Source organism: Bradyrhizobium elkanii USDA 76 (assembly GCF_023278185.1).
GTDB classification, from domain to species: domain Bacteria; phylum Pseudomonadota; class Alphaproteobacteria; order Rhizobiales; family Xanthobacteraceae; genus Bradyrhizobium; species Bradyrhizobium elkanii.
Map to the genome: position 1 here is coordinate 3,735,628 of NZ_CP066356.1, position 13,722 is coordinate 3,749,349.

Consider the following 13,722-nt stretch of genomic DNA (forward strand, 5'->3'; position numbering starts at 1 on the left):
CGCCTTCAGCCGAAACATGGGACGAGGGTAGGGGCGCCGCCGGTTGCGGCGTCCTCGGCATTACACGGCGAGAAGCTGTTGCTCCGCGGCGCTGCCCGCGCGCTTGGGCTTCTTCACCTTCGCCGGCGCGAACAGATTATCGGCGGCGAGGCCCGCGGTGTCGGCAACGGTCGGATCGCACGACACCATGGCCGCGACGATGGCGCCGTCGATCAGCAGCGCGAGCTGGTGCGCGAGCACGGCCGGCTCGGCCGCGCCCATTTCGCCGGCTAGCTTCTCGATATGCGCAAGCACCACCTTCTTGTGCTTCAGCGCGATGTTGCGGAACTGCTTGGCGTCCTTGTCGTGCTCGGCGACCGCGTTGATGAAGGGGCAACCATAGAAGCGCTCCTCGGCGAACCAGGTCTTCAGGGCAGGGAAGATCCGCGACAGCTTGGTCTGCGGATCGCCGCCGCCGGCCTCGATCGCGCCGATGAACCATTCGCGCCACTGCCGGCCTTCGCTCTCCAGCACCGCATGCACGAGGTTGGTCTTCGAGCCGAACAGCTTGTAGAGCGTGGTCTTCGCGGTTCCGGCCTCGTCGATGATCGCATCGATGCCGGTGGCGTTGATGCCGTTCTTGCAGAACAGATGGGTTGCGGCGTTCAGCAGGCGCCCGCGCGCCGATTCATCGTCGCCGGCGGTGAACGCCGCGGCAGTTTTTTTCTTCGCAAGCGATTTGGCCATGCGCGGCAGTAAATCGGAGCGCGGCAGAATCATCAAGTCGCATCTTCATGCCCCTATCGATGCGCTGAAAATCATCGCGGTCGCGCGGCATTTGCTTGGCGATTGAGCAGGCCGGCACTGATCAATCCGCAGGCAGCTCCGCCTAAGCGGCTGCGGGATTTCGCCTTTTGATTTGCGGCGGGACTGGCACGCTTCGTGCAGGAAACAGACCGTTCGGTATCCTGACCAATTCCATCGCTCCCAGGGAGAAAACTGATGACCGCTGTCGCCCAGAAAACCGCACTGACCGGCTGCCTCGCGCCGATCGACAGAGGCGGGCTCGAGCAGCTGATTGCCAATGGCAAGGCCAACCCGAAGGTGATCAAGACCTTGAAGTGCAAGACGGTGGCCGAGGGCAAGTTCCGCCACGCCAACTACATCCGCAACCTCGCGCCCTACATCGTCGACGAGCCGCCGGGCCTGCTCGGCGACGACACCGCGCCCAATCCCTCCGAGGCCTCGCTCGCCGCGCTCGGCTCCTGCCTCGCTGTCGGCCTGCACGCCAACGCCGTGCATCGCGGGTGGGTCGTCAACAAGCTCGAGCTCGAGCTCGAGGGCGATCTCAACATCACCGCGGTGTGGGGCACCGGCGACGTCAGCGAGAAGCCGGTCGGCTTCACCGACGTCCGCGTCAAGGTCGACATGGAGTGCGAGGGGGTCTCGCAGGCCGAGATCGACGCGCTGGTGGCGCATGTGAAGAAGTGGTCGCCGGTCGCCAACACCTTCACCCGTCCCGTCAATCTCGAGGTCAGCGCGTAAACGCCCGACCGGCAATTCAAGGTGCGGAGATCATCCATGGGTTCACTGGCTTTGTCGCGGGTCGCAGCTCAAGATCCCGCACCGACCATTGCGGACGAGGTTGCCCGCCTTGCCCGTCAGGAGCTGGCGCCGATCGCAGCCGCGGTCGATGCCGGCTCGGTCTATCCCGGCGAATTCCTGCACCGGCTCGGCAAGGTCGGCGCCTGGAGCAGCCATGTGCCGCAGGAGGGTCCTGCCGACCTGCGCTGGGCCATCCAGTCGATGGCCGCGCTCGGCGAGGTCTGCGGCGCCACCGCCTTCATGGCGTGGTGCCAGAACACGCTGGTCTGGTACGTCGCCAACTCCACCAACATGAAGCTCGCCGCGCGCTTCGGTGACTGCTTCTCGCGCGGGCGCGTGCTCGGCGGCACCGGGCTCTCCAACCCGATGAAGAGCTTCTTCGGCATCGAGCGGCTGAAGCTGAAGGGCCGCAAGGTCGAGGGCGGCTACATCGTCCGCGGTGCGTTGCCCTGGGTGTCGAACCTCGGGCCCGGCCATTACTTCGGCACGATCTTCGAGCGCGAGGACGAGGGCACCAAGGGCGAGCCGGGCGGCATCGCACGCGGCGAGCCGGCCAGCACCGTGATGTTCCTCGCCGACTGCTCCGATCCCGCGATCACGCTGACGCCGTGCAAGCCGTTCCTGGCGATGGACGGCACCGGCACCTATGGCGTGCAGTTTCGCGACGTGTTCGTGCCGGACGAACTGATCCTGGCCGAGCCGGCTGCGCCGTTCGTCAAGAAAATCCGCGCCGGCTTCATCCTGTTGCAGGCCGGCATGGGTCTTGGGCTGATGAAGGATTGCATCAACATCATGGACGAGGTCCATGCGCCGCTCGGACACGTCAACCGCTATCTGCCGCAACAGCCGCTGCAATTCCGCGAGCTCTATGCCGAGTTCGAGAAGGAGGCGATGGCGCTGGCAAGCGATCCCTACAATGCCGATGACAGCTACTGGCGCCGCGTCGTCGCACTGCGGCTGCGGATCGGCGATGCCAGCGTCGCATTCGCACATGCCGCGATGCTCCATTGCGGCGCGCGCGGCTACCTGATGAGCCACCGCGCCCAGCGCAGGCTGCGCGAGGCCTATTTCGTCGCCATCGTCACGCCCGCCACCAAGCAGCTGCGCAAGATGCTGGCGGATGGCTGAAGCATGATCCGGAAAAGTGGAAACCGGTTTTCCCTCGCGACAAACGCGGAACGCGTCTGCGCGGAGATCATGCTCAAACAAGTTCGGGACCACCACAACTGCAACCATAGACAGGAGAGGCTGCCATGACGGACGTTCTGATCACCGCCGGCGAACTTGCCGAGCTCGTCAAGAAAGACCCGTGTGTCATCATCGACACGCGGAATCCGGATTCCTATGCGGCCGGCCATTTGCCCGGCGCCGTCAATGTGCACGACATCTTCACGTTCCTTGCGACCTCGACGCCGGAAGGCATCCACGAGCTGAAGACCAAGTTCGCGGATGCGTTCGGTGCCGCCGGTCTTTCCGGCAAGGAGACCGCCGTGATCTACGAGCAGTCGATGAATTCCGGCTTCGGCCAATCCTGCCGCGGCTACTATCTTCTGACGATGCTGGGCTATCCCATGGTGAAGGTGCTGCATGGCGGCTTCGATGCCTGGAAGGCGGCCGACCTGCCGGTGACCACCGACGTTGCGGCGCCGGCGAAGGCCTCCTTTGCGATCGTGCCGGAGGCCGGCGACATCATGATCGACGCCAAGGCGATGCTGGCGGCGGTCGGCAAGCCCGGCGTTGCGATCCTCGACGTGCGCGACGTCGACGAGTGGATCGGCGAAAGCTCCTCGCCCTACGGCAAGGATTTCTGCCCGCGCAAGGGCCGCATCCCCGGTGCGGTGTGGCTGGAATGGTACCGCATGATGAAGCCGACCGCGGAGGGCCCGCGCTTCAAGTCGAAGGACGAGATCCTGGCGGAGTGCGCCACCGTCGGCATCTCGCAGACCACGCCGGTCTATCTCTACTGCTTCAAGGGGGCACGCGCCTCGAACACCTTCCTGGCGCTGAAGAACGCCGGCGTGAAGGACGTGCGGATGTACTTCGGCTCCTGGAACGAGTGGTCGCGCGACCCGTCGCTGCCGATCGACGAGGGCTTGCCGACCGCGCCCGTCGTCACCGGCAAGGCGGCATAGAACCTGCATGTTTGTTGGTGTCCGGCGGCGCAAAACGCGGCCGGACACCAATCAATGAACCGGATCGCGGAGCTCTCTGCGTTTCGGTGCGACAATGGGGCGCAGCATGTCCACCTCAGATGATCCCTTCGACGCCGACCGCGTGCTCACGCGATCGGGCTGCGCCTGCGGCTGGCATCGCTCAGCCGCCGAGCATGAGCAGGCCGCGCGCACGCTGCGCTGCGAGCCGGTCGCCGATCTCAGCGAACAGAAGCGCTACGAAGGCATCGTCGCGTCGGCGGTGATGCGGGCGGTGTTTCCGCGGGATGTCGCGCGCCGCGCTTTCCTGAAATCGGTTGGCGCCGCGACGGCGCTCGCCGCGCTGTCGCAGTTCTTCCCGCTGAAGACGGCGACGGAGGCGTTCGCCGACGCCGGACCGCCGGAGAAGAAGGACCTCAAGGTCGGCTTCATCCCGATCACCTGCGCGACCCCGATTATCATGGCGGCGCCGCTCGGCTTCTATGCCAAGCAGGGCCTCAACGTCGAGGTGGTGAAGACCGCCGGCTGGGCGGTCATTCGCGACAAGACCATCAACAAGGAATACGACGCCGCCCACATGCTGGCGCCGATGCCGCTCGCGATCTCGCTCGGCCTTGGCGCCAACGCCATACCGTTCACGGTCCCTGCGATCGAGAACATCAACGGGCAGGGCATCACGCTGGCGACGAAGCACAAGGACAGGCGCGATCCGAAGGACTGGAAGGGCATGAAGTTCGCCATTCCGTTCGACTACTCCATGCACAATTATCTGCTGCGCTATTACCTCGCCGAGCACGGGCTCGATCCGGATACCGACGTGCAGCTCCGCTCGGTGCCGCCGCCGGAGATGGTCGCCAATCTGCGTGCCGACAACATCGACGGCTTCCTCGCGCCCGACAATATCTGCCAGCGCGCGATCTATGACGGGGTCGGCTTCCTGCACATCCTCTCCAAGGAGATCTGGGACGGCCATCCCTGCTGCAGCTTCGCCGCCAGCCGCGAGTTCATCACGACGGCGCCGAATTCCTTCGCGGCGCTGACCCGCGCGATCGTGGATGCCACCGGTTATGCGGCGAAGGCCGAGAACCGCAAGCAGATCGCGGAAGCGATTGCGCCGGCCAATTACATCAACGCGCCGGTGACGGTGCTGGAGCAGGTGCTGACCGGCACCTACGCCGACGGGCTCGGTGGCGTGAAAACCGATCCGAAGCGCGTCGATTTCGATCCGTTCCCCTGGCAGTCCTTTGCGGTGTGGATGCTGACGCAGATGAAGCGCTGGGGCCAGATCAAGGGCGACGTCGACTACAAGGCGGTCGCCGAGCAGGTCTATCTCGCCACAGATACCAAGAAGGTGATGGCCGAGATGGGGCTCGCGCCACCCGCCACCTCGTACAAGTCATTCTCGGTGATGGGCAAGAGCTTCGATCCGGCCAAGCCCGACGATTATCTCGCGAGCTTCAAGATCAGGAAATCGTCGTGAGGGGGCGCGCCGGCCTTTCCACGTCGTCCCGGCGAAGGCCGGGACCCATAACCACAACAGCCAGTGATTGGGCACGGCGTCTCCCCGCGTGCCTCAAGCTGGGGCCGCGGCGTATGGGTCCCGGCTTTCGGCGGGACGACGTGGTGATGGAACTCGCCACATGACGCTGTCCCTCCGTCTCCGTGCCGCCATCGTCTCGATCGCGCTGCTTGCCGCCTTCCTCGGCGCCTGGCACCTCGCCACCCGCAGCAGCGGCACGACGGCGGCCATGAGCCCCGAATACGCCAGGCTGATGGGGCTGACCGCGACGCAGGGCAAGTCCGCGATGCCCGGGCCGCTCGATGTCGGCGCCAAGCTGTGGGAGCATCTGAAGCGGCCGTTCTACGACAATGGCCCGAACGACAAGGGGCTCGGCATCCAGCTCGCCTATTCGATCGGGCGCGTCGGGCTCGGCTATCTGATCGCGGTCGTCGTCGCGATTCCGCTCGGCTTCATGATCGGCATGTCGCCCCTGATCAGCAGGGCGCTCGATCCCTTCATCCAGGTGCTGAAGCCGATCTCGCCGCTGGCCTGGATGCCGCTCGCGCTCTACACGATCAAGGATTCCTCGATCTCCGCGATCTTCGTCATCTTCATCTGCTCGGTGTGGCCGATGCTGCTCAACACCGCGTTCGGGGTCGCCGGCGTGCGCAAGGAGTGGATCAACGTCGCGCGCACGCTCGAGGTCGGCACCATCAGGCGCGCCTTCACCGTGATCCTGCCGGCGGCGGCGCCGACGATCCTGACGGGCATGCGGATCTCGATCGGGATCGCCTGGCTCGTGATCGTCGCCGCCGAGATGCTCGTCGGTGGCACCGGCATCGGCTACTTCGTCTGGAATGAGTGGAATAACCTGTCGATCACCAATGTGATCATCGCGATCCTCTTGATCGGCCTAGTCGGCATGCTGCTCGACCAGGTGCTGGCGCGGTTCACCCGCATGGTGACGTTTCCGGAGTAGCGATGATCGACAAGTTCATCTCGATCGAGGGCATCGCGCGGCGCTATCCCGGCGCCGGCGGCGGCACCACCACGGTGTTCGAGAATTTCTGGCTGTCGATGGCGCGCGGCGAGTTCGGCTGCGTGATCGGCCATTCCGGCTGCGGCAAGACCACGGTGCTGAACATCCTCGCCGGCCTCGACGAGCCGAGCGAGGGGACTGTCATCGTCGACGGCCAGGGGATCGAGGGCACCAGCCTCGACCGCGCCGTGATCTTCCAAAGCCATGCGCTGCTGCCGTGGCGCACGGTGCTCGGCAACGTCGCCTATGCCGTCAGCTCGAAATGGCGCAAATGGGATCGCGCGCGGGTGAAGGCGCACGCGCAGAAGTTCATCGATCTCGTCGGGCTCACCGGCTCCGAGCACAAGCATCCGTCCGAGCTCTCCGGCGGCATGAAACAGCGCGTCGGCATCGCGCGGGCGCTGTCGATCACCCCGAAGATCATGCTGATGGACGAGCCGTTCTCGGCGCTGGATGCGCTGACCCGCGGCACGCTGCAGGACGAGGTGCGGCGGATCTGCCTGGAGACCGGGCAGACCACCTTCATGATCACCCATGACGTCGACGAGGCGATCTTCCTCGCCGACAAGATCTTCCTGATGACCAACGGTCCCGGCGCGGTGCTGGCCGAGATCGTCGAGAACCCACTGCCGAAGGAGCGCGGCCGCATCGACCTGCACCGGCATCCCTATTACTATGCGCTGCGCAACCATATCGTCGATTTCCTGGTCAGCCGCAGCAAGAGCTTTGCCGCCGAGGTGACCGGTCACGATCCGCGCCGCGTGCCGACGGTGCGGCCCGGCGTCGGCGAGCCCGTGATCGTCTCGCCGCCGCGCGTCGTCGAACCCAATCCCGCGCAGAGCGCTGCGCGCTGAAGCCTGAGGAGGAAACCTGATGAAACGCGAAAACCTCACCGAGAAGCTGCTCGACATCAAGCGCGAGAAGGGCTGGAGCTGGAAATACATCTGCGAGAAGATCGGCGGCTATTCCGAGGTGCTGATCACGGGCGCGATCCTCGGCCAGATGAAACTGACGAAGCCGCAGGCGGCGAACGCCGGCGAATTGTTCGGGCTGTCGAAGGCCGAGATCGCGATGCTCAACGAGGTGCCGATGCGCGGTACCGGCACGCCGATGCCGCCGACCGATCCCTTGATCTACCGCTTCTACGAGATGGTGATGGTCAACGGCCCGGCCTGGAAGGCCCTGATCGAAGAGGAATTCGGCGACGGCATCATGTCGGCGATCGACTTCGACATGGCGCTGGAGCGCGTCGCCAATCCGAAGGGCGACCGGGTCAAGATCACCATGAGCGGCAAGTTCCTGCCGTACAAATATTACGGCGCCAGCGGCAACGTGCCGGAATACGGCTTCAAAGAAGAGTGACGCTAGCGTCGCGTAAGCGACGGCAGCGTCATTCCGGACGACGAGGAGCGGCGATCCGGAATCTCGAGATTCCGGGTCTGGTCCTTCGGACCATCCCGGAATGACGGGAACGCTTCACGCTTCTTGCTCCTCGACCGCGCCCCGACCTCACAGGATCGTGCCCGGGTTGTAGCGCGCCGCCTCGGGCTTGGCCTTGGCCAGAGCCTCGACCTGCTCGGCGAAGAAATCGACCTGGGCACCGGCGTCGCCGGAGTTGGCGCGGCCCTGGTCGAGCACGTGCTGCAACTCGGCTTCGCTCAAGCCGAGACGCTTGTCGGCGGCGAGGCGTTGCAGCAGATCGTTCTGCACGATCTTGCCGGTGCGCAGGTCGCCGATGGCTGCGACGGCATGCTCCTTGATCGCCTCGTGGGCGCCTTCACGGCCCGCGCCCTTCTTGACCGCTTCCATCATCACCGTGGTGGTCAGCAGGAAGGGCAGATAGCGGTTGAGCTCGGTCTCGACGACGGCTTCGAACACCTCCATCTGGTCAAGCACCGTGAGCAGGGTTTCGAGCAGGCCATCCATGGCGAGGAAGGCATCGGGCAGCATGACGCGGCGGACGACCGAGCAGGAGACGTCGCCTTCGTTCCACTGATCGCCGGCAAGGCCTGCGGCCATCGCCAGATAGCCCTTCAGGATCACATGCAGGCCGTTGATGCGCTCGCAGGAGCGGCTGTTCATCTTGTGCGGCATCGCCGAGGAGCCGACCTGGCCCTTGGCGAAACCTTCGCTGGCGAGTTCGTGGCCTGCCATCAGGCGGATGGTCTTGGCGAAATTGCCGGGGCCGCTGGCGAGCTCGGTGAGCACGCTGACCGCACGGAAGTCGAGGCTGCGCGGATAGACCTGGCCGACGGCATCGAGCACCTTCGGCAGGCCGAGGTGAACGAGGACGCGTTGCTCGAGCGCGCGCGCCTTGCCGGCATCGCCGTTGAACAGGGTGATCTGGTCGAGACGGGTGCCCACCGCGCCCTTCAGGCCGCGCGCGGGATAGGTTTGCAGCACGTTGACCAGGCTCTGATGCGCCAGCAGCATCTCCTCACCGGACATGGCGATGCGCTTGCCGAGCGTCGTGACCTGCGCGGCGACATTGTGGGTGCGCGCGGTGAACGGGATGTCGCGCAATTGCTTCGCGCGCGTGGCAAAGCGGATGAGGGCGGCGACGCTCTTGGTCTCGATGAGCTGCAGCGCGCGGTAGACCTGCAATTGCTCGACGTTCTCGGTGAGGTCGCGGCTGGTCATGCCCTTGTGCAGGTGCTCGTGACCGGCGAGTTCGCAGAACTCCTCGATGCGGGCCTTGACGTCGTGGCGGGTGACGCGCTCCCGCTTCATGATGGAAGCCAGGTTGATCTGGTCCTTGACGCGCTCGTAGCTTTCGATCACGCCATCCGGCACCGCGATGCCGAGATCGCGCTGGGCCTTCAGCACGGCGATCCAGTAGTCGCGTTCGAGGCGGACCTTGCCTTCGCCACTCCAGATGGCGCGCATGGCGGGCGAGGCGTAACGTTCGGCGAGGACGTTGGAAATGTGATCTTGGGACATCCCGCTCTCTTGGCATTGCCTGAGGCTGGCTGCAAGCCGCGACCTGCGATGAATCGTCAGGTCTGGTAACGCCCCGGCCGGGCTTGCGGTGCCGGCGCCAGCATACCAGATTCCAGAAGGCGCCGCCTCGGGCAATCCGGGGCGCGCAGGCATGCGCCGCGGTGGCCGGCGGCACACCTCGCGATGAGGGGGCGATCAGTTGAACGCGGCGCGGACCTCCTTCACCGGCGCCATGTCGCGGACGAAGCTGAACGCGCCGTTGTCCTTCATCTCGCGGGCACAGCGCAGGAACGCAGCCAGCGCGTGGCGCTGCATCGCGCCGCCGACGCTGATGCGCTTGACCCCGGCGGCCGACAGCTGCTCGACCGTCAGGGTCGGATCGGCAAAGCCCATCACCAGGTTGAACGGCTTCTTGACCGACGACACCACGGCCTTGATGGTGGCGAGATCGTAGAGGCCCGGCGAATACACCACGTCGGCGCCGGCGGCCTCGAACGCCTGCAGCCGCTTGATGGTGTCGTCGAGATCCTTGCGGCCGTGCAGGAAGTTCTCCGCCCGCGCCGTCAGCGTGAACGGGAAGGGCAGCGCCCGCGCGGCCTCGACCGCGGCCTGCACCCGCTCGACGGCGAGCGTGAAATCGTAGATCGGGCGCTGCGGGTCGCCGGTCGAATCCTCGATCGAGCCGCCGACCGCGCCGGCTTCAGCGGCGAACCGGATCGCCTCGGCCGCGAGCTTCGGCATGTCGGCGCCGCAATTCTCCAGATCGGCGTTGACGGGCAGGTCGGTGGCCTCGGCGATCACCCGGCAATTCTCGATGATCTCGTCGAGGCTGACGGTCGAACGGCCGAGCGTGTTGGCGAGCCCGAGGCTGGTGGTCGCCAGCGCCTCGAAGCCCATGGATGCGAGCAGCTTCGCCGTCCCGGCGTCCCACGGATTTGGAATGATGAAGGCGCCGGGCCGCTGATGCAGCTCGCGAAACCGTGCTGCCTTGTCCGCCTGGGTGCGCATGTGAACTCCTGCTGTTGTCAAAAGCGACTGGCAGCAGCGATAGGGCGGTTTCGCCCATCAGACAAATTTGTTATTTCTCTCGATATCATCAGCTTTTTGCATAAGGGTTCGGCATGGACAGCGACGCGCTCAACACGTTCCTGGTGGTGCATCGGCGCGGCGGGATCTCGCATGCCGCCAAGGCGCTGCATCGCTCGCAGCCGGCGATTTCCCGGCGCATCGCGCTGCTCGAGCAGGAGCTCGGGGTGCCCCTGTTCGAGCGGATCGCGGGCAAGACGCGGCTGAGCGATGCCGGGCGGGTGATGGTGCCCTATGCCGAACGGGCGGTGGCGGCGGCGCAGGATGCCGAGAACGCCGTGCGCGCGCTGCTGCGTGACAATTCCGGCCCGGTGGCGCTGGCGGTGACCGGCACGCTCGCCGGCGAGCGGCTCTCGAACGTGTTGAAGCGCTTTGCCCACCGGCATCCGGACGTTGCGCTGACGCTGCGCACCGCGACCAGCGCCGAGGTCAGCGACCTGATCCGGCGCGGCGAGGCGACGATCGGGTTGCGTTACGACCGCGACCGCTCGCGCGACCTCGATTGCGAGGTGCTGTTTGCCGAGCCGCTCGGGGTGGTCTGCGCGCCGGACCATCCGCTGGCGGGACGCCGGGTCGGCAAGCTTGCCGATCTCAGGGATGAGCGGTGGATCGCATTTCCCGAGGTGCCGGGACGCCGCGAAATCACCGCCTCGCACGTCTTCGCCCTGTTCCTGACGCACGGGCTCGGCGAGGTCGACTGGACGCCGGTCGACAGCCTGACGGCGCAGAAGCGCCTGGTCGAGGCCGGGCTCGGGATCGCGCTGCTGTCACAAAGCAATGCGGCGGAGGAATTGGGTAGCTGCAGGATCGCGACGATCCGCGTCGGCGATCTCGCTGCAAGTCACGAGGTCGTCGCCGTGACGCGGCACGGCGGCTTCCTCAGCGCCGCCTCACGCCGTCTGCTCGACGTCCTCCGTGCCGACTTCACCAAGACGAGGGGCACAAACACGTCGCGCCGGAACGGTGTCCGGCGCGCGTAAAAGCCGAGTTGGCCCGTGTCCCGGGAACTCAGCTTCCCGCCTTCACCTGCGCCGCGGCCACCGCCAGCAGCTCGTCCATCTTGGCGCGGATATCGCGCTCGGTGACGGCCTGGCCCTTGGCGGTGAGGTCCTTCAGAACCTTGTGCAGCACGTCATTGTCGCCGGCTTCCTCGAAGTCGGCGGCGACCACTTCCTTGGCATAGGCGCTGGCGGCATCGCCTGTGATGCCGAGCTTCTCGGCGGCCCACAGGCCGAGCAGCTTGTTCCGGCGGGCTTCAGCCTTGAACTTCTGCTCCTCGTCGAGGGCGAACTTCTTCTCGAAACCTTCCTCGCGCTTGTTGAATTCGCTCATGGCTGAAGTTCCAATTCCCTTGCTGAATGAGGGCCGCCGCGCGTTGCGGCAGCCCCGATGCCTGCCTAGATAGGTAGGAGGAATCGGCAAGACAACGAGCCGTTAAGCCGCAGGCAAAACTGGCGGAATCGGCCCCTTATGATTGGGCGGTATAAGTGCCCTCGAGGGGGCACTATCGATTGTGCCGGATGAGCCAATCGGATAGGTTGCCAACAGGCATGGTTCTTGTTCTGTTTCCAGTTGGATTACCCAGGTTCCAGGCCTCCGCGGCAGCTCCGTCGTGGGTCGTAACCCCAAGTCATCCGGAGCACCCAAATCCATGGATTTCAACAAAACACGGTACATCCCAATGAGCCGTCGACGCCGTATTTATGAAGGCAAGGCCAAGGTGCTTTACGAAGGCCCCGAGCCGGGAACCCTGATCCAGCACTTCAAGGACGACGCGACCGCGTTCAACGCCAAGAAACACCAGGTGATCGAGGGCAAGGGCGTCCTCAACAACCGGATTTCGGAGTACCTGTTTCAGCACCTCAACGACATCGGGGTGCCGACCCACTTCATCCGCCGCCTCAACATGCGCGAGCAGCTGATTCGCGAGGTCGAGATCGTGCCGCTCGAGGTGGTGGTGCGGAACGTCGCCGCCGGCTCGCTGTCGCAGCGGCTCGGGATCGAGGAGGGCACCCAGCTGCCGCGCTCGATCATCGAGTTCTATTACAAGAACGACCAGCTCAACGACCCCATGGTGTCGGAAGAGCACATCACCGCCTTCGGCTGGGCGACGCCCCAGGAGATCGACGACATCATGGCGCTGGCGATCCGCGTCAACGACTTCCTGACCGGCCTCTTCCTCGGCATCGGCATCCGCCTCGTCGACTTCAAGATGGAGTGCGGGCGGCTGTTCGAGAACGAGATGATGCGGATCATCGTTGCCGACGAGATCTCGCCGGACTCGTGCCGGCTGTGGGACATCAAGTCGAACGAGAAGCTCGACAAGGACCGTTTCCGCCGTGATTTGGGTGGCTTGCTTGAAGCCTACACCGAAGTGGCAAAACGGCTCGGCATTTTGATCGAGAACGAGCGGCCGGCCGGCAGCGGCCCGGTGCTGGTGAAGAGCTAAGCTGAAGGGGCGACCGTGAAGGCACGTGTGACTGTAACATTGAAGTCGGGCATCCTCGATCCGCAGGGCAAGGCGATCGAGGGCGCGCTGAAATCGCTCGGCGTCGACGGCGTCGCCAGCGTTCGCCAGGGCAAGGTGTTCGACATCGAGCTCGCCGCGACCGACAAGGCCAAGGCGGAGGCGGCGCTGAAGGCCGCCGCCGACAAGCTGTTGGCGAATACCGTGATCGAGAACTATCGGGTCGAACTGCTCTAGGCCGCATCGCACATGAAATCAGCCGTCCTCGTCTTCCCCGGCATCAACCGCGAGCGCGACATGGCGCGCGCGCTCAAGCTCGCATCCGGCAATGAGACCGCGATGGTCTGGCATGCCGAGACCGCGCTGCCCAAAGGCACCGACCTCGTGGTGGTGCCGGGCGGCTTCTCGTATGGCGACTATCTGCGCTGCGGCGCGATCGCGGCGCGTGCGCCCGTGATGGACGCGGTGCGCGACTTCGCAGCCTCGGGCGGGCTCGTGCTCGGCGTCTGCAACGGCTTCCAGATCCTCTGCGAGTCCGGGCTGTTGCCGGGCGTGCTGATGCGCAATGCCGGGCTGAAGTTCATCTGCCGCGACGTGCATATGCGCGTCGAGCGCTCCGACACCCCGTTCACCCACGGCTACAATGCCGGCCAGGTGATCCGCGTGCCGGTGGCGCACGGCGAAGGCAATTACGAGGCGGACGAAGAGACCCTGAAGCGGCTCGAAGGCGACGGGCGGGTGCTCTACCGCTACTGCTCGCCGGAGGGCGTGGTCGACGAGGCCTCCAATCTGAACGGCGCCGCGCATTCGATCGCCGGCATCGTCAACGAGCGCGGCAACGTGCTCGGCATGATGCCGCATCCGGAAAACCACGTCGAAGAGATCATGGGCTGCACCGACGGCCGCGGCCTGTTCGCAGGGCTGGTCCAGCAGTTCGAAAAGGCGGCGTAACGAT

The 13,722-nt window shown here is 65.4% G+C and carries 15 protein-coding genes; 11 read left to right on the forward strand and 4 right to left on the reverse strand.

Features of this window, described 5'->3' with window-relative positions; translation table 11 throughout:
• Positions 1-60 precede the first annotated feature (60 nt).
• Positions 61-726 carry a TetR/AcrR family transcriptional regulator gene (locus JEY66_RS17985; RefSeq protein WP_018272432.1) on the reverse strand — a complete coding sequence of 222 codons (666 nt, stop codon included), beginning with the start codon at positions 724-726 and terminating at the stop codon, positions 61-63.
• A 255-nt stretch (positions 727-981) separates the two neighbouring features.
• Between JEY66_RS17985 and JEY66_RS17990 the strand changes: the two genes are divergently transcribed.
• The 7 genes from JEY66_RS17990 to cynS all read left to right on the forward strand — a co-directional run bounded on the left by JEY66_RS17990 (position 982) and on the right by cynS (position 7,636).
• A complete protein-coding gene (locus JEY66_RS17990; protein WP_016845029.1) occupies positions 982-1,524 on the forward strand; it encodes an OsmC family protein in 543 nt (180 codons plus the stop codon).
• A gap of 36 nt (positions 1,525-1,560) precedes the next feature.
• Complete coding sequence (locus JEY66_RS17995) at positions 1,561-2,712, forward strand: acyl-CoA dehydrogenase family protein (protein ID WP_026192988.1); 1,152 nt, start codon at positions 1,561-1,563, stop codon at positions 2,710-2,712.
• A 125-nt stretch (positions 2,713-2,837) separates the two neighbouring features.
• A complete protein-coding gene (locus JEY66_RS18000) occupies positions 2,838-3,716 on the forward strand; it encodes a sulfurtransferase (protein WP_018272430.1) in 879 nt (292 codons plus the stop codon).
• A 106-nt stretch (positions 3,717-3,822) separates the two neighbouring features.
• A complete protein-coding gene (locus tag JEY66_RS18005; protein WP_026192987.1) occupies positions 3,823-5,214 on the forward strand; it encodes a CmpA/NrtA family ABC transporter substrate-binding protein in 1,392 nt (463 codons plus the stop codon).
• 160 nt (positions 5,215-5,374) lie between these two features.
• Positions 5,375-6,214 carry a nitrate ABC transporter permease gene (gene ntrB, locus JEY66_RS18010; protein ID WP_018272428.1) on the forward strand — a complete coding sequence of 280 codons (840 nt, stop codon included), beginning with the start codon at positions 5,375-5,377 and terminating at the stop codon, positions 6,212-6,214.
• Between the two features lie 2 nt (positions 6,215-6,216).
• Positions 6,217-7,128 (forward strand): ABC transporter ATP-binding protein, encoded by a 912-nt coding sequence (locus tag JEY66_RS18015; RefSeq protein ID WP_018272427.1) that lies wholly within the window; start codon positions 6,217-6,219, stop codon positions 7,126-7,128.
• 19 nt (positions 7,129-7,147) lie between these two features.
• The gene (cynS, locus tag JEY66_RS18020; RefSeq protein WP_016843442.1) at positions 7,148-7,636 is read left to right on the forward strand and encodes a cyanase; all 489 of its coding nucleotides are present in this window, start codon (positions 7,148-7,150) and stop codon (positions 7,634-7,636) included.
• A 147-nt stretch (positions 7,637-7,783) separates the two neighbouring features.
• Here cynS and purB read toward each other — a convergent pair whose 3' ends face one another.
• Positions 7,784-9,214 (reverse strand): adenylosuccinate lyase, encoded by a 1,431-nt coding sequence (gene purB, locus JEY66_RS18025; protein WP_026192986.1) that lies wholly within the window; start codon positions 9,212-9,214, stop codon positions 7,784-7,786.
• Between the two features lie 195 nt (positions 9,215-9,409).
• The gene (locus JEY66_RS18030) at positions 9,410-10,222 is read right to left on the reverse strand and encodes an isocitrate lyase/PEP mutase family protein (RefSeq protein ID WP_018272426.1); all 813 of its coding nucleotides are present in this window, start codon (positions 10,220-10,222) and stop codon (positions 9,410-9,412) included.
• A 113-nt stretch (positions 10,223-10,335) separates the two neighbouring features.
• Between JEY66_RS18030 and JEY66_RS18035 the strand changes: the two genes are divergently transcribed.
• On the forward strand, positions 10,336-11,280 hold the full coding sequence (locus tag JEY66_RS18035) for a LysR family transcriptional regulator (protein ID WP_016843452.1): 945 nt from the start codon (positions 10,336-10,338) through the stop codon (positions 11,278-11,280).
• 28 nt (positions 11,281-11,308) lie between these two features.
• Here the strand turns inward: JEY66_RS18035 and JEY66_RS18040 are convergent, their stop codons facing one another.
• Positions 11,309-11,632 carry a DUF1476 domain-containing protein gene (locus JEY66_RS18040; protein WP_016843453.1) on the reverse strand — a complete coding sequence of 108 codons (324 nt, stop codon included), beginning with the start codon at positions 11,630-11,632 and terminating at the stop codon, positions 11,309-11,311.
• Between the two features lie 349 nt (positions 11,633-11,981).
• Here JEY66_RS18040 and purC point away from each other — a divergent pair, with 349 nt between their 5' ends.
• The 3 genes from purC to purQ are packed head-to-tail and all read left to right on the forward strand — an operon-like array spanning position 11,982 to position 13,718.
• Positions 11,982-12,749, forward strand: a complete 768-nt coding sequence (gene purC / locus JEY66_RS18045) for a phosphoribosylaminoimidazolesuccinocarboxamide synthase (protein WP_016843454.1) — start codon at positions 11,982-11,984, stop codon at positions 12,747-12,749.
• 15 nt (positions 12,750-12,764) lie between these two features.
• Complete coding sequence (purS, locus tag JEY66_RS18050; protein ID WP_026192985.1) at positions 12,765-13,004, forward strand: phosphoribosylformylglycinamidine synthase subunit PurS; 240 nt, start codon at positions 12,765-12,767, stop codon at positions 13,002-13,004.
• A gap of 12 nt (positions 13,005-13,016) precedes the next feature.
• Positions 13,017-13,718 (forward strand): phosphoribosylformylglycinamidine synthase subunit PurQ, encoded by a 702-nt coding sequence (gene purQ / locus JEY66_RS18055; protein WP_018272425.1) that lies wholly within the window; start codon positions 13,017-13,019, stop codon positions 13,716-13,718.
• Positions 13,719-13,722: the final 4 nt, after the last annotated feature.